This window comes from Litchfieldella anticariensis FP35 = DSM 16096 (assembly GCF_000409775.1).
Taxonomy (GTDB): Bacteria; Pseudomonadota; Gammaproteobacteria; order Pseudomonadales; family Halomonadaceae; genus Litchfieldella; species Litchfieldella anticariensis.
Genome location: NZ_KE332388.1, coordinates 373472 through 393006, shown reverse-complemented (window position 1 = coordinate 393006; position 19535 = coordinate 373472). Strand labels below are relative to the sequence as shown.

At 59.9% G+C, this 19535-nt stretch carries 17 protein-coding genes; 9 read left to right on the top strand and 8 right to left on the bottom strand.

Annotated elements, in window-relative coordinates:
- Positions 1-267: 267 nt before the first annotated feature.
- Entirely contained in the window at positions 268-1119 is an 852-nt protein-coding gene (locus tag L861_RS08790; RefSeq protein ID WP_016416710.1) for a pirin family protein, read from the bottom strand.
- A gap of 98 nt (positions 1120-1217) precedes the next feature.
- On the opposite strand from L861_RS08790, the gene L861_RS08785 reads away from it, so the two are divergent.
- Entirely contained in the window at positions 1218-2168 is a 951-nt protein-coding gene (locus tag L861_RS08785; RefSeq protein ID WP_016416709.1) for a LysR family transcriptional regulator, read from the top strand.
- Positions 2169-2217: 49 nt separating this feature from the next.
- The gene (locus L861_RS08780; protein WP_016416708.1) at positions 2218-3219 is read left to right on the top strand and encodes a glutathione S-transferase family protein; all 1002 of its coding nucleotides are present in this window, start codon (positions 2218-2220) and stop codon (positions 3217-3219) included.
- Between the two features lie 258 nt (positions 3220-3477).
- On the opposite strand, the gene L861_RS08775 is transcribed toward L861_RS08780, so the two are convergent.
- The gene (locus L861_RS08775) at positions 3478-3927 is read right to left on the bottom strand and encodes a YaiI/YqxD family protein (RefSeq protein WP_016416706.1); all 450 of its coding nucleotides are present in this window, start codon (positions 3925-3927) and stop codon (positions 3478-3480) included.
- Positions 3928-4346: 419 nt separating this feature from the next.
- Here L861_RS08775 and L861_RS08770 point away from each other — a divergent pair, with 419 nt between their 5' ends.
- Both L861_RS08770 and L861_RS08765 read left to right on the top strand, forming a co-directional pair.
- Entirely contained in the window at positions 4347-6095 is a 1749-nt protein-coding gene (locus L861_RS08770) for a DEAD/DEAH box helicase (protein ID WP_016416705.1), read from the top strand.
- A 126-nt stretch (positions 6096-6221) separates the two neighbouring features.
- A complete protein-coding gene (locus L861_RS08765) occupies positions 6222-7232 on the top strand; it encodes a DMT family transporter (protein WP_016416704.1) in 1011 nt (336 codons plus the stop codon).
- 12 nt (positions 7233-7244) lie between these two features.
- Here L861_RS08765 and L861_RS08760 read toward each other — a convergent pair whose 3' ends face one another.
- The gene (locus L861_RS08760; RefSeq protein WP_016416703.1) at positions 7245-8543 is read right to left on the bottom strand and encodes an L-fuconate dehydratase; all 1299 of its coding nucleotides are present in this window, start codon (positions 8541-8543) and stop codon (positions 7245-7247) included.
- A 32-nt stretch (positions 8544-8575) separates the two neighbouring features.
- Positions 8576-9748: a fumarylacetoacetate hydrolase family protein gene (locus L861_RS08755; protein ID WP_027947509.1), complete on the bottom strand. Its 1173-nt coding sequence runs from the start codon at positions 9746-9748 to the stop codon at positions 8576-8578.
- 246 nt (positions 9749-9994) lie between these two features.
- Here L861_RS08755 and L861_RS08750 point away from each other — a divergent pair, with 246 nt between their 5' ends.
- The 5 genes from L861_RS08750 (at position 9995) to nanR (ending at position 14921) form a co-directional block, all read left to right on the top strand.
- Positions 9995-10990 (top strand): sialic acid TRAP transporter substrate-binding protein SiaP, encoded by a 996-nt coding sequence (locus L861_RS08750; RefSeq protein WP_016416701.1) that lies wholly within the window; start codon positions 9995-9997, stop codon positions 10988-10990.
- Positions 10991-11063: 73 nt separating this feature from the next.
- Complete coding sequence (locus L861_RS08745; RefSeq protein ID WP_016416700.1) at positions 11064-11615, top strand: TRAP transporter small permease; 552 nt, start codon at positions 11064-11066, stop codon at positions 11613-11615.
- Between the two features lie 23 nt (positions 11616-11638).
- The gene (locus L861_RS08740; RefSeq protein ID WP_016416699.1) at positions 11639-13024 is read left to right on the top strand and encodes a TRAP transporter large permease; all 1386 of its coding nucleotides are present in this window, start codon (positions 11639-11641) and stop codon (positions 13022-13024) included.
- 9 nt (positions 13025-13033) lie between these two features.
- Positions 13034-14134 (top strand): Ldh family oxidoreductase, encoded by a 1101-nt coding sequence (locus L861_RS08735; RefSeq protein WP_016416698.1) that lies wholly within the window; start codon positions 13034-13036, stop codon positions 14132-14134.
- A gap of 61 nt (positions 14135-14195) precedes the next feature.
- Complete coding sequence (gene nanR, locus L861_RS08730; protein ID WP_016416697.1) at positions 14196-14921, top strand: transcriptional regulator NanR; 726 nt, start codon at positions 14196-14198, stop codon at positions 14919-14921.
- Between the two features lie 79 nt (positions 14922-15000).
- Here nanR and L861_RS08725 read toward each other — a convergent pair whose 3' ends face one another.
- The 4 genes from L861_RS08725 to L861_RS08710 all read right to left on the bottom strand — a co-directional run.
- Complete coding sequence (locus L861_RS08725) at positions 15001-16641, bottom strand: UxaA family hydrolase (protein WP_016416696.1); 1641 nt, start codon at positions 16639-16641, stop codon at positions 15001-15003.
- Positions 16638-17495, bottom strand: coding sequence for a fumarylacetoacetate hydrolase family protein (locus L861_RS08720; RefSeq protein WP_016416695.1), 858 nt, complete (start codon positions 17493-17495; stop codon positions 16638-16640). Before L861_RS08720 ends, L861_RS08725 begins: the two co-directional genes overlap by 4 nt.
- A gap of 37 nt (positions 17496-17532) precedes the next feature.
- The gene (locus L861_RS08715) at positions 17533-18282 is read right to left on the bottom strand and encodes an SDR family oxidoreductase (RefSeq protein ID WP_016416694.1); all 750 of its coding nucleotides are present in this window, start codon (positions 18280-18282) and stop codon (positions 17533-17535) included.
- Between the two features lie 171 nt (positions 18283-18453).
- Positions 18454-19535, bottom strand: a 1082-nt coding sequence (locus L861_RS08710) for an aldehyde dehydrogenase (NADP(+)) (protein WP_016416693.1), incomplete at its 5' end; no start/stop codon positions are given.

Sequence of the window (19535 nt, the reverse complement as noted above, 5' to 3'; positions counted from 1 at the left end):
ATTTATGCGTGCGGGGCAGCGAATGAAGAATTCGCAACATGTTAAAGGCCGTACGTGTTAGATGGATATAAAAAGGCAGAAGAACCATAACCCATGACGTAAGACCTGCCTAGTCTGTATGTAAATACAGTAAAAGGAAGCGCGGCTCGAGACCACTCGGTTTCAGTGGTCTCGAGTCTGAGTCAATCGAAAAAAGGGAGTGGATTCGACGACTGTTTTTTGCTTTGGAGATGGTTAAATTTTAATCAATGGGACTGTGACCAATGTTTAATCCGTCAACGTGCCATTTCGATACTCTGTCAATGTCTGCTCCAACTCATCCCTGGTATTCATCACGAAAGGGCCGTAATGAGCGATGGGTTCCTGATGTGGAGTGCCCGCCAATATCAATGCTTGGGCCCCTGTGGGACTGGAAAGTGATACCTCTTGGCCTTCACTGAGTTTAGCAAGACGACCTTGTCCGATGTCTTGTCCCGCGATCGACAGCTCGCCGTCGAAGACATAGAGCAGCAATGTGGGCGCCGAGTTGACCAGTGACAAGGCCCCTCCTTCGTCCAACGTGACGTGGGCCACCGCCCCTGTCCCAGCTAAAGCCTCGAGCGGGCCGCTGACTGAAGTGCCATCCTTGAATTGCCAGCTTCCACCCAGTGCGATGAGCCGAGCCCCCTTACTGGTCAGCGTCGGCATTTCATGACGACGCACATTGCGGTAGGTGGCCGGGCTGAGTTTATCCTTGGCGGGCAGGTTCAGCCATAGCTGAAAAGCGTGCAAGCCCTGGCTGTCTGTCAATGGCATTTCCGAATGGATGATGCCACGACCAGTATGCATCCACTGGGCATCGCCAGCATTGATGGTGCTGGCATGACCCATATGGTCCTCGTGGGTTAGGCCGCCATGGATGACGTAGGTCAGTGTCTGGATGCCACGATGTGGATGCGGTGGGAAACCGCCGATGTAATCGTCCGGTTGGTCGGAGCCGAGTTCGTCGAGCATCAGGAAGGGGTCGAGCCCACCACCGAAGTCATGGATTCGACGAATCTTGACGCCATCGCCGTCTTGGCTGGGGAGGCTTTCGAGCAGGCGAGTGACGTGTCGTTGGGAGGATGCGGAGGTCGGCATATGATTATCCCCTTGGTGAAATGCATTACTGGTATTTTAGGCCGTATTTTTCGAAAATTAAGCACATAATTTGGCTTCCATCGTTCGAGGAAATCGAAATGTCGCGTGTCACACTGGCGCAATGGCAGATGCTGGCTGCCGTCATCGACCATGGCGGTTTCGCGCGTGCCGCTGAGGCGATTCACAAGAGTCCCTCAACGCTGAACCATGCGGTTCACAAGATCGAGGAGCAGTTGGGTGTACAAGTGCTGGAGCCGGTAGGGCGTCAGGTACGCCTGACCGAGGCTGGAGAGATGCTGCTGCGCCGTGCGCGACAGTTGATCGAAAGTGCTGTCGCGCTGGAAGACGTGGCAGAACGCTTGGCCGAAGGGCTCGAGGCCGAGGTAGTGCTGGCGGTGGACCAGATTTTTCCACCCGATGCCTTGGCCCATGCCTTGGAGACCTTCTCTGCTGCCTTTCCGCATGTGCGGGTGCAGTTGCATGAAACGGTGCTCAACGGTGGAGTCGAGATGCTCTACGACGGTCGCGCGGACCTGGTAGTGTCGGGCCTGGCGGCGCAGGGCTTCCTTGGTGAACCGTTGGTGACCGTCAACTTCATCGCCGTGGCGCATCCGTCGCATGCCCTCCAGCGCCTCGAGCGCGAGTTGGACTTGCGCGACCTGGAACAACACCGGCAGTTGGTGGTGCGTGACTCGGCGCTGCGCCAGTCGATGGATTCCGGTTGGCTCAAGGCCGAGCAGCGCTGGACGGTGAGCCACCTGAGCACGTCGGTAGGCATGCTCGAACGCGGCCTGGGCTTTGCCTGGGTGCCGGAAACCTTGATTCGTGATGCCCTGGACGAGGGACGCCTGACGCCCTTACCGCTTTCTGCCGGCGGTATTCGGGAGGCGCCCATGCAACTCATCTACCGTGATCGGGATCGTGCTGGACCAGCGACACGTGCCATGGCCAATGCTCTGATGACCGCCGTGAAGACCTGTTGTCCAAAGCATGATCATTCGATTTTATCGAATGGAGAGGCGAAAAACATGCGCTTGAGCATCGACTGAATCGGTTTAGGCTGGGGGCAATATTTCCCAAGTCTTTCAGGAGATGACCATGGGCCAGTTGATCGATGGCAAGTGGCATGATCAGTGGTACGACACCAAGAAACACGGTGGTGAGTTCGTTCGCGAGTCCGCCAAACTTCGTGACTGGGTAACGGCTAAAGGAGAGCCGGGCCCAAATGGCCAACCGGGTGTACCTGCCGAAGCCGACCGTTATCATCTCTATGTTTCGTTGGCTTGTCCTTGGGCGCATCGCACCTTGATATTGCGTAAGCTCAAAGGACTCGAGAATTTGATCGGCATGTCCTATGTCAGTCCGCTGATGCTCGACCAAGGGTGGACCTACAACCTCGAGGAGGGCTCCAGTGGCGACCCTGTCAATGGTGTGTCGTTCCATCACCAGCTCTATACCCTGACCGATCCGCAATACACTGGTCGCGTCACGGTACCGATCCTGTGGGATAAAGCGCAGGGACGTATCGTCAACAACGAGTCTGCTGAGTTGATACGGATGTTCAATTCCGCCTTCGACGGGCTCACCGGCAATCGCCTGGACTTCTACCCCGAGGACCTGCGCAAGACTATCGATGCCGTCAATGCCGATGTCTATGACCACATCAACAATGGCGTCTACAAGGCAGGGTTCGCCACCGAGCAGAGTGTCTACGACAAGCATGTCACTGCACTGTTCGAAGCGCTGGAGCGTATCGAGAGGCGTCTGGACGAGTCTCGATACCTGGCCGGCGAATGGCTGACCGAGGCCGACATCCGGTTGTTCACCACCTTGATACGTTTCGATGCCGTTTACCATGGCCACTTCAAGTGCAACCTCAAACGCATCGAGGACTATCCCAATCTCTCGAACTACCTGCGTGAGCTTTATCAGTGGCCCGGCGTGGCGGAGACGGTGAACCTGGAGCATATCCAGCGCCATTACTACTACAGCCACGACACCATCAACCCTACCCGTATCGTGCCCAAGGGCCCGCTACTCGATTTCGAGCGTCCGCATGACCGTGAGCGGTTGCCAGGGAAAGGGATTCGCGAGAAGTAATGAAGTGGGAAAGAAGAGAGTCGGAAGAGAGAAGTAGGAAGAGGGAAGAAACGAAGAGCGAAGAGTGGCTGCGTAGCGAGCACCTTCAACAAGATCGCTGGCACAAGCAAAGCGGCGCGTGGCGCTCGACATGGATGTCGAGCGAGCCGGACTCGTGAGGGATTATGTTGTGCGGCGACGCGCAGATCGCTAGCGAAGTGCCAGGGTTTCGATCTTGTGTGGTGCGAGTCTCGTAGCTGCTCTGAAGCAAGTGCATTTCTACCGTTGGCGTGCCAGCCAGCGGTCCAGGGCATTGGCGAATTCGCGGCGGTCGCTGTCCGAATAGCCCTTTGGGCCGCCAGTGTGCTCGCCGCTGGCGCGCAGCGTTTCCATGAAGTCGCGCATCTGAACCCGAGCGCGAATGTTGTTTTTGTCGAGTCCTTCGCCACGAGTGGTCATCACCATCGCGTCCTTGTCGAGCGCTTCCATGGCCAGCGGCAGGTCCGAGGTGATCAGCAAGTCGCCCTTTTCCAGTCGTTTGACGATCTCGTGGTCGGCGGCGTCGAAACCGCTGGCCACGGCCAGTGATTTGACCCAGCGCGAGGCCGGCAGTGGTACCTGATGGTTGGCGACGAACCAGGTCGGCGTGTTGGTACGCTCGGCGGCGCGCACGATGATATCGCGTGCCACGCGAGGACAGGCATCGGCATCGACCCACAGGTTTGGCATGCTCGAACTCCACAGGAAAAAGACTGGCATGGCGCCAAGGGCGATGATAGCATGCGCACTCCTCGCATGTGCTGACCCCACCATCGTAACGGATCGCCCTTGCCATGGGCCGTCGAAAAGACGGCGGGCAGGACGACGCTTGCAAAGACGCCAGTAACGAATTGCGCGTCTTGATAGGTAGATGGAGCGCCCGAGTGCCATCGTTCATCTTCGAACGTGCACGGCGCGAACGGTCGCCACAGCGGTTCACTGGCCCCAAAGAGGGGGCCGAATGAACCTGATGCCAGGTGCGACCGGTGTCCCAGACTCCGCTAGACAATTTGCCCAGCGTGGCAAATCCGAGCATGAACGTGTGTCGGAGCGGGGGCACCACCAAACATTGTTGCCGGTAATACGACCGGCCTACCAAGGTGTGATTGATGACCTCGACTTCTGTCGCCTCGCCGAGCTTCGGCGACTTGGCACTGCTGCCCGCCGTGCTGTCTGCTGTAGAAACCCTGGGCTATGAAACCCCTTCGCCGATTCAGGCGCAAACCATCCCTGCCTTGCTGGAAGGCCGTGACATGCTGGGCCAGGCCCAGACCGGCACCGGCAAGACCGCAGCCTTCGCGCTGCCGCTATTGTCGCGCCTCGAACTCGAGCGTCGCGAGCCCCAAGTTCTGGTACTGGCACCAACGCGTGAACTGGCCCAGCAAGTGGCCGTCTCCTTTTCCAAATACGGTCAGAACCTCCAGGGGCTGGGCGTGGCCACCCTGTGTGGCGGCCAGGAATATCGTGAACAGATCACCGCGCTGAAGCGTGGCGCTCAAGTTGTCGTCGGCACTCCCGGCCGGGTAATCGATCACCTGGACCGTGGCACCCTCAAGCTTGACGGTCTTTCCGCACTGGTTCTCGACGAAGCCGACGAAATGCTGCGCATGGGCTTCATCGACGACGTCAAGCGCGTGGTCGCCGATACCCCGACCGACGCCCAGCGCGTGTTCTTCTCTGCGACTCTGCCGGACGAGATCGAGCGCATCGTCAACCGTTACCTGGTCGATCCCGTTAAGGTCATGATCGAGTCCAGTGTAGGGACCGCCGAAAGCATCGAACAGCGCCTGGTGCGTGTCGAGGGCGGTGCCAAGCTGGAAGCCTTGTCACGTATTCTCGAAGTCGAGCCGGTGGATGCGGCTATCGTCTTCGTGCGCACCCGGGCCGCTTGTACCACTCTGGTCGAGCAGCTCACCGCGCGTGGCGTCAATGTCGCTGGCTTGTCCGGAGATCTTGACCAGAGCCTGCGCGAGCGCACCATCACCCGCCTCAAGCGGGGCAAGGTCGACGTGCTGATCGCCACCGATGTGGCTGCTCGGGGCCTTGATGTGCCGCGCATTACCCACGTCATCAATTACGACCTGCCGCAGGACAGCGAAGCCTATACTCACCGTATCGGGCGTACCGGCCGCGCTGGCCGCACCGGGATAGCGATCACTTTCGCCGGCTTCCGTGAGACTCGCAAGGTGCGTTGGCTGGAGCAGGCCACTGGCCAACGGATGAACGATATGCCATTGCCCGACGAGAAGGCGATTCGCGCTCATCGCGATGAAGCCTTCCGTGAGCGGGTGGTGGGTGCACTCACCGCGGGCACCGACGAACAGCGTAGCTTGGTCGAGCGTCTGATCGCTGAAGGACATGATCCTGTCGATTTGGCTTGCGCCTTCGCTGCTATCGCACGTGCCGACGAAGCACCGATTGGTCGCTTGCCGTCGCCTCGCGCCGAGCGTAGCGAGCGTGGTGAGCGTGGTGAGCGTGGTGAGCGTGGTGAGCGTGGGGCGCGCGATGGCAAGCCACGCCGTCGTGCTGGCCGTGAGGAGAGGGGACCCAGCGAGGGTATGACACGCTATCGTGTCGCTGTCGGCCACAAGGATGGCGTCAAGCCGGGCCAATTGGTCGGTGCCTTGGCCAACGAGGGGGGGATCGAAGGTAACCGCATTGGCCGTATCGATATCCGCAATGCCTTCTCGGTGGTTGAACTGCCCAGTTCCCTGCCGACCTCCATCCTGGCCAAGATGTCTCGCGCTCGGGTTGCTGGCCGAGTGCTGGAGATCAGCGAAGATCGCGGAGCGCCGGAGCGTGCACCACGTCGCCGCAACGATGACGAGGCGCCGATTCGCCGTCGCGAACGCGCCTGAGATAGCCACCGTCCCAAACAGACGATAGGCAACGGTCGTAACCACACAGGCCGGGGACGTTCCCCGGCCTGTGTTTTTTTGTGACTCCTTGATACTCGAATAAATGAAACGGCTAGGAGGTACGGTATGTGGCAGCAGTTGTCGTGGCGCGTGCGCGGCTACCTGATCACCGGTGCCGGTGTGATGCTGCTGTCGCCGGATGCCCTATTCGTCAAGGATACCCAGGTTGACGTCGCCACTTTCGTATTCTGGCGCGCACTGTTGTTGTTCATGGTACTGACATTAGTGGCCGTATGGCGATATGGCAGGCGTCTGCCAGAAGCGGTACGTGCCTGTGGCCAGGCCGCTTGGTGGTGCCCGTTGGCTTTTGCCGTCAGTGCGTGGGGATTCGTCGCTGCCACGCGGCTGACCGCCGCTGGCAACGTGTTGGTAATCCAGAATCTGGCCCCCTTGCTTGCCGGCCTGATTGGTCTGCTCGTCTATGGACAGCGGCTACGGCTGCAGACTTGGTGTGTGATCGGTTTGTGCATACTGGGGGCGAGCCTGATGGCAGTCGGTGAACTCGGTGCGGGCAGCCCGTTGGGTCTGGTCGTGGCGTTGGCGGTTCCGCTGGCGATCGCCGTCAATACCACCGTAGCCAGTGCCCAGCGCGGGGTGGATACCACCGTGATTCTGCCGCTGGGTTGTCTGGTGATGATGTTGCCGGCCATTGCCTTGGGCGGCATGACCTTACCTCCATTGGAGGATCTGCAGCGTCTGGCCTTGTTGGCGCTGGTATTCCTGCCTGGTGCTTACCTTCTGATTCAGACTGGCCCGCGTTATCTACCGGGCGCCGAGGTCAGCCTGGTGATGCTGCTGGAAACGTTTATTGGCACCTTGCTGGTATGGTGGTGGTTGGGAGAGATCCCGCCACCGTTGGCCTTCGTCGGCGGTGGGGTGATCGTGGTTGCACTGTTCGGAAGCGGTGCGCTGGATCTGTATCGCCAGCGACGCAAGGTGGCAGCTGGAGCGCCGGATCCACAGGCGGCACTCGGTTCTGCCCACTCGCACGATGTCCCGTTATCGCCTATGTCGGTGGAGTTGGGCAGCCAGATGACGATGTCGGACAAGCCGCTCGGTGCCACCAGAGACGAATAGTGGGTTAGCGCTTCAAGCTTCTTGCTGCCAGGCTTCGCCGTCGGGATAGCGATGGTGTGCCAGGGACTCGGCGTGCATGGTGATGCTATAGCCTGGAGCCCGAGGTACCTGATAACGGCCACCCTGAATGACCACGGGGTCGACGAAGTGTTCGTGAAGGTGATCGACGTATTCGAGTACCCGTCCTTCCAGTGAGGCGGAAACGGCAATGTAGTCGAACAGCGAGACGTGTTGCACGTATTCGCACAGGCCAACGCCGCCCGCATGGGGACAGACCGGCACACCGTACTTGGCGGCCAGTAGTACCACCAGGATCACCTCGTTGAGTCCGCCCAGGCGGGCAGCATCGACTTGGCAGTAATCCAGGGCGCCGGCCTGCAGTAGTTGCTTGAACATGACCTTGTTATGGCAGTGCTCGCCGGTGGCGACACCGATCGGGGCCAGGCGACGGCGAATTTCGGCATGACCGAGGATGTCGTCAGGGCTGGTGGGTTCCTCGATCCACAGCGGGTCGAATTCCGCCAGTCGGCGCATCTTGGTAATGGCCTCATCGACGTCCCACATCTGGTTGGCGTCCATCATCAGAGGGCGTTCCCAGCCGATTTCCTCGCGCAGGATACGCGCACGCCGGCAATCCTCTTCCAGGTCACCACCGACTTTCTGCTTGAAGTGAGTCCAGCCTTCAGCAAGGGCTTCTCGCGCCAGATGTCTCACCTTGTCGTCTGAATACCCTAGCCAGCCGGCCGAAGTGGTATAGGCGGGATAGCCCCGCTGATACATCTCGCGTTCGCGCTCGGCTTTGCCTTCCTCTCGGCGTCTCAGCAAGGCCAGGGCCTCTTCCGGGGTCAGTGCATCGCTGACGAAGCGAAAATCGAGACAGCGCACCAATTCTTCGGGCGACATGTCGACCAGTAGCTTCCATACCGGCTTGCCTGCGGTCTTGGCCCACAGGTCCCACACCGCATTGACGATGGCTGCGGTGGCCAGGTGGATGACCCCCTTGTCCGGACCAAGCCAGCGCAGTTGGCTATCGCCGGTGATCTCACGCCAGAAGGCTCCCATATCACTGGTGATCGAGGCGAGACGACGGCCCTTGACTAGATAAGCCAGCGATTTCACCGCGGCAACGCAGATCTCGTTACCTCGCCCGATGGTGAAGGTCAGGCCGTGGCCTTCATGCCTGTCGTCGGTATGCAGGGTCACGTAGGTAGCGGAGTAATCGGGGGCGGTGTTCATGGCATCCGAGCCATCCAGCGATTGCGAGGTGGGAAAGCGGATGTCCTGGACATCGAGCCGTGTAATGGTGGTCATGCGACGTCCTCCCAGAGACGCGGTCGAGTGAATCAAGCCCCTTGGCGGCGAGACAGATGGGCTTGCCACTGGCGAATGCCGAAGGTCCAGGGCGGTAGACGGTCGGAGCGGTCGACACGATTGATCAGTGTGCCCAGCGTTGGGGTGGTGATGGTGACCGTATCGCCCAGGTGATGGGTGAAGCCCTGTCCCCGCCCGTCACGATCTTCGATCGGTGAGAACATGGTGCCGAGGAACAGCATGAATCCATCGGGATACTGATGGTGTGCGCCGATGGTCTGTTCAACGAGATCGAGGGGATCGCGGCTGATTTCGCGCATGTCACTGGTACCATCGAGCACGAAACCATCATCCGCACCTTCGATATGCATCGAGACTTGAGCCTCGCGTATCGCATCCAGTGTGAAACGCTCGTCGAACAGGCGAATGAAGGGGCCGATGGCACAAGAGGCGTTGTTGTCCTTGGCCTTGCCCAGTAGCAGAGCGCTACGACCCTCGATGTCGCGCAGATTGACGTCGTTGCCGAGCGTTGCCCCCTTGGCGTGCCCGTAGGCATCCACCGCCAATACGATCTCTGGCTCGGGGTTGTTCCACTGCGAGGCCGGGTGCAGGCCAACGGCAGCGCCGAACCCGACCGCGGACAGTGGCTGGGCTTTGGTGAAGACTTCAGCATCGGGGCCCAGGCCAACCTCCATGTATTGCGACCAGGCACCGCGCTCCTGCAAGGCTCGCTTGAGCGCCATGGCATCAGTGGAGCCAGGTGCGATACGCGACAAGTCCTGGCCAATCACCTCGTTCAATTCCGCCCTCAGCTCACCGGCACGGCCTGGATCGCCACCGGCCTGCTCCTCGATCACGCGTTCCAGCAGGCTGACGGCGAAAGTCACCCCGCAGGCTTTGATGGCCTGGACATCGCAAGGGGCAAGCAAATAGGGCCCTCGCTGTGGGTCGGTCAGAGAGTTGTCGAGCAAGGTCTCGACCGAGCCCAATGATTCCCCTGAGACCGAAGCGGAGAATGACGCGGCATCGTCTCGATCCAGCAGGTCCGCCATGCAGTTGCAGCTCGCGGAAATATCCAGGACCTCACCTTGGCGAATCACGACCAGGGCCGGTCCTTGGTGAGGAGAAGAGCGCCAGACACGCCCGACCAGCAAGGCTTGATCTAGGTCGTGTGGTAAGAGATCCATTGGGGTTGTCGTCGTCATTGTGTCTCCGGTTCATGAATCGCCTATGCTTGTAGGTCTGTATGATAGGTATGCTGTCAACACTATTGCCAAGGCAATAGAACGTCAATGAGGCTCACTGGCCAGTCACGCCCCAAGTCGGGTTGCAGTGAGCGAGGTGAGCGACTAGCTTTCCTTATGATGGTATGACACGTATACAGTTAAGCCATCAGTATCGGTGTTCGAAAATCGCCAGCACACCGTTTTCATGCAATGGAGAACAACAAGATGGTCAACACGAGCAATCGCCAGTGGCGCCGTTGGATATCGACCACACTATTAGCGGCGGGCGTGGGAGTCGCCGGAATTGCCAATGGTGCCGAAACACTCAACTTCGCACATGTTTATGAAACGACGGAGCCTTATCATGAGTGGGCGTTGTGGGCGGCCGATGAAATCGAAAAACGTACCGATGGTCGTTACCAGATCAAGGTCCATCCTGCGTCTTCCTTGGGCAAGGAGGCCGATATCAATGAAGGGCTCAGCCTAGGGACCGTGGATTTGATCTATACCGGCAACCAGTTCGCCGGTCGCTCCTATGGGCCTATCGGGATTGCCGGGGCGCCCTATATGTTCCGCGATTTCGACCATTGGCAAACGTATGCCGACAGCGAACTCTTCCAGGAGATCGCTCAAGGCTATGAGGAGGCCACAGGTAATGTGCCACTGGCCATGAACTATTATGGCCGCCGGCATACCACGTCCAACAAGCCGATAAACAAGCCCGAGGACATGCAGGGGCTGAAGATTCGCGTACCCAATGCTCCTATGTACATGATGTTCCCGGAAGCCGTAGGTGCCAACCCGACTCCCATCGCTTTTGCCGAAGTCTATCTGGCCCTGCAACAAGGCGTGGTGGATGCTCAGGAAAATCCGCTGCCGACTATTCGGGCCAAGGCCTTCTATGAGGTTCAGGACTACATCAACCTGACCGGCCACATCACCGACTCCCTGATCACCATTGCCGGGGGACCACTGTGGAACCGCCTCTCGGAAGAAGATCGACAAATTTTCCGCAATGTATATACCGAGGCGGGTGAACATATCACCGAGGACATTCGGCAGCAGGAGGAAGAACTCGTCTCCTGGTTCGAGGAACAGGGCACCACGGTGAACGAGGTGGAGACCGAACCGTTCCGCGAGGCAGTGATGCCGCAGCATAACGGTGAGGCTGCCACTTGGGAGCAGGAGACCTACGACCGGTTGCAGGCTCTCGGCCAGTAACCCCGCCTTCCGCTCAACGTTCACTACACCTCGTCACTGACGTGGCGGGGTGTGGTAATGAGGAATCTTGCCCATGTCCAACGAACGCTTGCCTCCGGATCATGAAACCCACTGGATCGAGGCCGAGGAAGAAGATAAGTTCGACTTCAGGGACCAGGGTCTGGAGGACTATGTGACCCTGGTTCTGTTCTGGATCCTGCTGGTGGTGGTGTTTCTGCAGTTTTTCAGCCGCTATGTGATGGGGGATTCCATCGCCTGGACCGAGGAAATGGCGCGCTATTTCCTGATTTCGGTCGGTTTTCTGGGAAGCGCCATGGCGGTCAGGAAAAACTCACACATCGCGGTCGAGTTCTTCTATCGCTACATGCCGGGAAACGTTGGGTTGGCCATGTCGACGACCGTCGATCTGTCGAGAATCCTCTTCTTGAGCATCGGTGTCTGGATCACCTATAAGCTGGCCGATAGAACCACCGCCATGATGGTGTCGGTGGATATCCCCAAGAGCGTCATCTATTACATCGTGCTGGCAGGCTTTGTGCTGATGCTAGTGCGCTCCATTCAGGTGGCCATTCGTCATTGGCGAGAGGGAACGAGCGAGCTGATCTTCACCGAAGATGACCGATGACAAGAACGTCCAGGAGAACCTCCATGTCAGCCCCTGCCACTTCATTTGCCAAGCGGCGTGGCCTCTTGGTCCCCCCGATCGTCGTCATACTCGCCGTATTGTTGTGTATCTTTTTGGCACTACAAGGATTTTATCTCTCCTTCCTCTTCGCCAGTCTGTTCACCATGCTGGTGATGGGAGTCCCGATCGCCATTGGCCTGGCGGGCTCCTGCCTGATGTATGTCTATCTCACTGGGCAGGTGCCGGATGTGGTCGTGGTGCATCGCATGGTCAACGGTGTCGATAGCTTTCCGTTGTTGGCCATACCCTTCTTCATTCTGGCCGGCAACTTGATGAACAACGGCGGCATCACGACCCGTATCTTCGACTTTGCCAAAGCCCTGATGGGTTGGATGCGCGGAGGCCTGGGGCATGTCAATGTGGGAGCCAGCATCATCTTCTCGGGAATGTCCGGTGCGGCAGTTGCCGATGCCGGAGGCTTGGGTACTATCGAGATCAAGGCCATGCGCGATGCCGGCTACGATCAGGACTTCTCCGTCGGCATCACGGCAGCATCGTCCACCATCGGGCCGATCATTCCTCCCAGCCTGCCGATGGTCATCTATGGCGTAATGGCGGGAGCGTCAGTGGGCCAACTGTTCGCTGCCGGCTTGATTCCTGGGCTGCTGATGGGGGCGGTGTTGATGGTCATGATCACGCTGCTTGCGCGTCGCCGTGGTTATCCTCGCGATGCCCGCTTCTCGGTGAGCTTCCTTCGCGAGTCCGCCAAGCGTGCCTTCCTGTCCTTGCTGACACCGGTGATCATCGTCGGTGGCATCATCAGTGGAGCCTTCACTCCGACCGAAGCTGCCATTGCCGCTGTCATCTATGCCCTGTTCCTGGGGGTGGTGGTGTATCGCACCCTGACGTGGCGGCGGTTGCTAAGGGTCAGCATGGAAACCATCGAAACCACGGCGATCATTCTGTTCATCGTCGCTGGTGCTTCGATCTTCGCCTGGATCCTCACCAGCAATCAGGTCACCCAGCATGTGGTGACGTTGCTGGGGCCGTTCTCGGACAACCCTATCGTCATTCTGCTGCTGATCAATCTGGTGTTGCTCGTGGTCGGCTGTTTCATGGAGACCATCGCAGCGATCACCATCCTGGTGCCAGTCTTGTTGCCGGTGGCCGTCGCCGCGGGCGTCGACCCAGTGCACTTCGGCGTGATCATGGTGTTGAATCTGATGATTGGCCTACTGACACCGCCGGTAGGCATGGTGCTCTATGTGCTATCGCGAGTGTCGAACATCTCCTTTGAGAAGTGCATGCGCGGGACGCTGCCATTCCTGATACCACTGTTCATCGCCTTGTTGTTGGTGACGTTCGTGCCCGCCATTTCCATGTGGCTGCCCACTCTGGTTTATCGTTGAGGAACCTCCATGAGTCACACCCAGGATATCGCGCGCGTTACCACCTCGGAACTGGAAGCCTTCATGCGCCGAGTGCTGATGCGCTGCGGTGCCGATGAGCCATCGACCGAGGCAGTGTCGCGTGCCTTGTTGACCGCGTCGCGCATGGGAGTCGACAGTCATGGCTTGCGCCTGTTGCCGCACTATGTGCAGGCGGTAAGAGGAGGGCGCGTGAATCCGAGCCCACGGATGACGTTCTCGCGTCGGATGCCGGCCACCGGTTATCTGGATGCCAATGATGGTTTTGGTCACTTGGCCGGCTATACCGCGATTGCCCATGCCATCGCCATGGCCGATGACACCGGTATGGGGGCCGTGGCGGTGGGCAACTCCTCGCACTTCGGAGCCGCGGGTTGCTATCCCTTGGAAGCGGCACGGCGTGGCTTGATCGGGATGGCGGTGTGCAATTCCGATCCATTCGTGCGCCTGCATCAGGGGCAGGGGGCTTTTCATGGCACGAACCCCTTCGCGTTTGCCGCACCGGTGGAAGGCGGCAATCCCTATCTGTTAGATATGGCAACCAGTTCGATCCCTTGGAACCGCGTCCGACAGTACGCCGCTATCGGTCGAGAACTTCCACCCGATGTGGCGGCCAATGCCGCGGGCGATATCAGCACGGAGCCTGGTGAGGTGAGTTCGTTGCTGCCGCTGGGCGGTGCCCAGTTCGGCTTCAAGGGAGCGGGTCTGGCGGGCGTCGTCGAGGTACTGAGTTCCACGTTGGCAGGGATGCTCAACGGCTTCCGATTGCTGCCCATGGTAGGGCCCGACATGTCGACGCCGCGAGGTGTCGGTCACTTCTTCCTGGTCATGCGGCCTGATGCTTTCAATGATCTGGAGACGTATCGAGCAAGGATGCACGAGTACCTGACCGATCTGCGAAGCCAGCCGGCCGTGAAAGGCGACGAGGTTCTGGCGCCAGGCGATCGCGAATGGCGTTGTCAGGCGCATCGTGATGCCGAGGGTATTCCGCTGGATTCAGCCAACCTGGCAGCCTACGAACGCCTTGCCAAGGAACTGGAATTGGCTCCGTTGAGCGTGTCATGGCAGCCGAACGGTGGTCGAATGCAGTAACATGACAATATCGACCCGATGGCAAGGGGCGTAGAGACGAGATGGCCAGGAGTCGTAACGCATGACCAGATACAAGGTGGAGCGCAAGACGCTTTCCGAACAGGTAGCCGAACAGCTCGAGGCGGATATCCTCGAAGGGCGGTTGCACGAGGACGATCAACTGCCCTCCGAGCGTGAGTTGATGGAGCAGTTCGGCGTCGGTCGGCCGGCGGTGCGCGAGGCCTTGTTCTACTTGCAACGTCTTGGCTTGATCGCCATCAATAGTGGAACGCGGGCCAGGGTCATCCGCCCGACCGCCGAAGCGGTCATGGCCAGGCTTTCCGGGGTGACGAAGCAATTGTTGGCCAAGACGGAAGGGCAGCAATACTTCCAGGAAGCGCGGGCGATGTTCGAGATATCGCTGGCGCGTTATGCGGCGGAACATGCCACTCAGGAAGACTTGGCCAACCTGCGTCAGGCGCTGGAAGACAATCGCGGCGCGCTGGGTGACGAAGCGCGCTTCAAGCGCTCCGACAACGACTTCCACGGTGTACTGGCCTCGATAGGCAATAATCCCATCTTTGATGCCATTCACGTCGCGCTCTCGGAATGGCTCGACGACCGTCGTGCCCAGGCCCTGCAGCGGGAAGGCGAGGACCAGGCCGCCATGAAGGCGCATACCGAGATCGTCGAGGCTATCGAATCACGCGACCCTGATGCCGCCGAGGCAGCGATGAGGCGGCACCTCGACCGCCACTATGGGACGTATCGGCAGCTCAAGCAGCGTCTCACGGATAGTGCACCATGAGTTTACTTGACCTGAAAATGATTGAGCGATGATCAGGCAGGCCAAAAGTAGTGTCCCGAATGATTGCGCTCAGCCATTTTCACAGAGAGACACCGCGCTTCCACGGAATGAAATCATACTGTGCCAGCCGCACCGCCCTGGGCTGGTAGCGTCCGGAAGCGGTATCGATGCATAGTCTCAGCAACTCGTCGGCCAGCTTGTCGATCCGCGCTTCTCCACGGATGATCGGGCCGGCGTCGAAGTCGATCACGTCCGGCATGCGTGTGGCCAGCTCGCTATTGCTGGCGATCTTCAGCACCGGCGCCACGGGATTGCCGGTGGGGGTGCCGAGTCCAGTGGTGAACATCACCAGGTTGGCGCCGGAACCCACCAGGGCGGTGGTCGACTCTACATCGTTGCCGGGCGTACATAGTAGATTTAGCCCTTTGCGTACCGAGGGTTCGGTGTAATCGAGCACATCGACTACCGGGCTATCGCCGCCTTTCTTGGCAGCGCCGGCCGACTTCATGGCATCGGTGATCAGGCCGTCGCGAATATTGCCAGGTGATGGGTTCATCGAGAAGTGAGCACCTACTGACGCGGCGTGCCGCTGATAGGCATCCATCAGGTGGCGAAAGCGCTCGGCGACTTGTTCGTCGCGACAGCGCGCCAGCAACTCGTGCTCAACGCCGCACAATTCGGGGAACTCGCTCAAAATGCCGCTACCGCCGAGCGTCACCAACCGGTCGATCACAGCGCCGACCAAGGGGTTGGCCGAAAGCCCGGAGAAACCATCGGAGCCACCGCATTCGACGCCGATAGTCAGTTCCGAGAGCGGGGCCGGTGTGCGCGTGACACGGTTGGCTTCAGCCAGGCCATCGAAAATGGTAGTCAGCGCTTCACGAATCAATGTCTCTTCACTGCCGGTCGCCTGCTGTTCGAAATAGTGCACCGGACGCAGCCCATGCGGGTCGCGTTCGGCCACAGCGGCCTTGAGCATGCCGATCTGCGACTTCTGGCAGCCCAGGCTGAGCACGGTAGCGCCGGCCACATTGGGGTGGCAGATATAACCGGCCAGTAATTGACAGAGTGCCTCGGCGTCGTTGTCGGTACCGCCACAGCCAAGGGTATGGGTCAGGAAGCGGACACCGTCGACGTTGGGGAACAGCTGCTCTGGGGGAGTGGACTCCTGCTCGAATGCCGCTTGGCCATGCAGTAGTTCCCGTGCCATGCGTTTGTAGTCGCGGTAGGGGTCTTCGCCCAGGGCTTCGGCCACACACTGGCGCAGCACTTCGATGTTGCGGTTTTCGCAAAACACCAAGGGCACCACCAGCCATACATTGGTCGTTCCGACTCGGCCATCGGGGCGATGATAGCCGTCGAAGGTCACACCCTGGAAAGAGCTGACATCCGGTGCATTCCAGTGGTCGCGCCGTCCCTGCGGTTGGTGGCTGTCAGTGGAGTGCTCGACATTCTCGGTGGTGATGGCCGCCCCCGCGGCGATTGGCTGGGTGGCACGTCCTACGGTGACGCCATACATGATCACCGATTCGCCTTCGGCCAGGTCCGCGAGTGCGAACTTATGCTTATGGCGAATGGCTTCGACCAGGCGAATCTGGCGACCACCATCCTCGACCTCATGACCCTTAGGCAAGTCCTTGAGCGCGACGCGTACGTTGTCGGCGGCATGTACACGCAGGCTGGAATGGGCAAAGGTGTCGCTGGCGATGGTCCGGCTCATGTCGTGCGCTCCTCGTCGGCCACCACTAACTGCTGCTGTTCGCCGAGTCCTTCGATGCCCAGGCGCATGCGTTGTCCCGGCTTGAGGTAGACAGGCGGCTGTTGCCCCATGCCGACGCCGGGCGGGGTGCCGGTGGAGATGACATCGCCGGGTTGCAGGCTCATGAAACGACTGAGATAGCTGATCAGGAATGGCACCTGGTAGACCATGGTTCGGGTGCTGCCGTCCTGGTAACGGTGGCCGTCGACCTCCAGCCACATGGCCAGGTCGTGTGGGTCGGCAATCTCATCGGGGGTGACGAGCCATGGACCAAGGGGGCCAAAGGTGTCGCAGCCCTTGCCTTTGTCCCAGCTACCGCAGCGTTCGAGCTGGTATTCGCGCTCGGAAACGTCATTGACCACGCAGAAACCGGCGACGTGCGACATGGCGTCGGCTTCATCGATGTAGCGACCACCCTTGCCGATCACTACGCCTAGCTCGACTTCCCAGTCGGTTTTTTGTGAACCGCGCGGAATGATGACATCGTCGTTGGGGCCGCAAATAGCACTGGTCCACTTGTTGAACACCACCGGCTCGGCGGGTACCTCGGCCCCGGTTTCTGCAGCATGATCGGAGTAGTTGAGGCCGATGCAGATGAACTTGCCGACCCGTCCGACACAAGGGCCCAGACGTGTGTCCTCGGGCACGGCGGCTAGCCTGGTGGGATCGAGCAAGGACAGTTCATGTAGATAGTCACGGCCAAGATGGATACCGGCGAGATCGTTGATATGGGCCGAGAGGTCGCGAATCACGCCATCTGTGTCCAGCATGCCGGGTTTCTCGTGGCCGCTGGGGCCAAAGCGAAGCAGTTTCATTGTCGTTGGGTCCTTTGTATTCCACTCATGCAAGAAGTCAGGTCAACCAGCCGCCATCGATGATCTGGGTGGTGCCGGTGGTGTAGGCCGACTCATCCGAGGCCAGATAGGTGGCCAAGGCAGCAATCTCTTCGGGCTTGCCCAGCCGCCCCAGTGGCTGTCGGGCAATGAAGTCACGGTAGACGTCGTTTTCCTCACGCCCTTGCTGTTGCGCCTGGGCGCGGATGCGCTCCATGAGCGAGGGCGACTCCACCGTGCCAGGGCAGATGGCATTGCAGCGAATGCCTTGGCCGACATAATCGGCTGCTACCGATTTGGTCAGGCCGATGACCGCCGCCTTGGTGGTGCCATAGGCGAAGCGATTGGGCACGCCCTTCAAGCTCGAGGCCACCGAGGCCATGTTGACGATGCTGCCACCGCCTTTCTCGAGCATGCCTGGCAAAAAGGCATGGATCATGCGGTACATCGCAGTGACGTTGAGTGACAGGGACAACTCCCAATCGGCTTCGTCGCAATCCAGCAAGGCACCGCTATGCACAAGGCCCGCACAATTGAACAGCACATCCAGTGCCGGCAGTTTCGCTGCCAGCGAGCTGATGGCCTCGGCATCCAAGACGTCCAGTCGGTGCGTTTCGATACCAGGGGTCGTGGCCAGGTTCTCGAGTTTCTCGGTATCGACATCGGTGGCAATGACCTGGGCTCCTTCGCTGGCGAAACGCAGCGCAGTGGCAAGGCCAATGCCTTGACCGGCGGCGGTGATCAAAGCGGTTTTGTGCAGCAGTCGCATGGATTTCCTTGTCCGTTATTATCGTATACCTGTATGACAGGATGCTAGGCTGACATCTTATTTGAGTATGGTATAGATTCCTTTTTCTGCCAACTCGTTGGCCTCACATGCAGATACAAAAAAGGGCGGTCCGATGAGACCACCCAAGAGGTTCCAGTTCTTTTCGACTTCCTACTTCTCTCTTTTTCCGTCCACCAGCCGGCTCACAGTCAGTGGGTTACCGTCCTTGAGCGCCTCGGGTAGCAGTCTCTCGGGCAGGTTCTGGTAGCACACCGGGCGCAGGAAACGCTGGATGGCGGCACTGCCCACTGAGGTGGTGCGGGAATCCGACGTCGCCGGATAGGGCCCGCCGTGGACCATGGCGTGACACACCTCGACCCCGGTCGGCCAACCGTTGGCGAGGATCCGGCCGGCCTTGCGCTCGAGTGTGGGCAGCAGTTGCCGGGCCAGGGCTTGGTCGCCGTCGTCCATCTGCAGGGTGGCGGTGAGCTGACCTTCCAACTGGTCGGCGACGCGTCGCAGCTCCTCGCTATCGGCGCATTCGACCACCAGCGCGCTGGCACCGAACACCTCGGCCTGCAACGCCTCGTCGGCCAGGAAGTCGGCACCGCGGGTGACGAACAGCGCGGCCCGGCACTTGTGCGGCCCGTCGACACTCAGACCGCGGGCGATCTGGCGCACCTTGTCATGGGCAGACAGCATACCAACACCGTCTTGGTAGGCGGCGTGGATACCCGGCGTAAGCATGGTCTGGGCGGAGCTGTCCTTGACCGCTTCGCCGGCGGCATCGACGAACGCCTCGAGCTCCGGTCCCGCGAGACCGATTAGCAGGCCCGGGTTGGTACAAAACTGCCCGGCCCCCATGGTCAACGAGGCGACGAAACCCTCGGCGAGGGCCTGGCCATGGGCCTTGAGCGCTTCCGGCAGCAGGAACACCGGGTTGATCGAGCTCATCTCGGCGTAGACCGGGATCGGCTGCGGGCGGCTTTGTGCCGTCTGCATCAATGCGGTGCCGCCGCGCCGTGAGCCGGTGAAGCCCACCGCCTGGATGCGCGGGTCGGCGACCAGCGCCTGGCCGATCTCGTTGCCCGAGCCGAACAATAGCGAGAACACCCCTTCCGGCAACTCGCACTTGGCCACAGCGCGCTGAATGGCACGGCCGACCAGCTCGGACGTGCCGGGATGGGCGGAATGGCCCTTGACCACCACCGGGCAGCCGGCGGCAAGCGCTGAGGCGGTGTCGCCACCGGCGA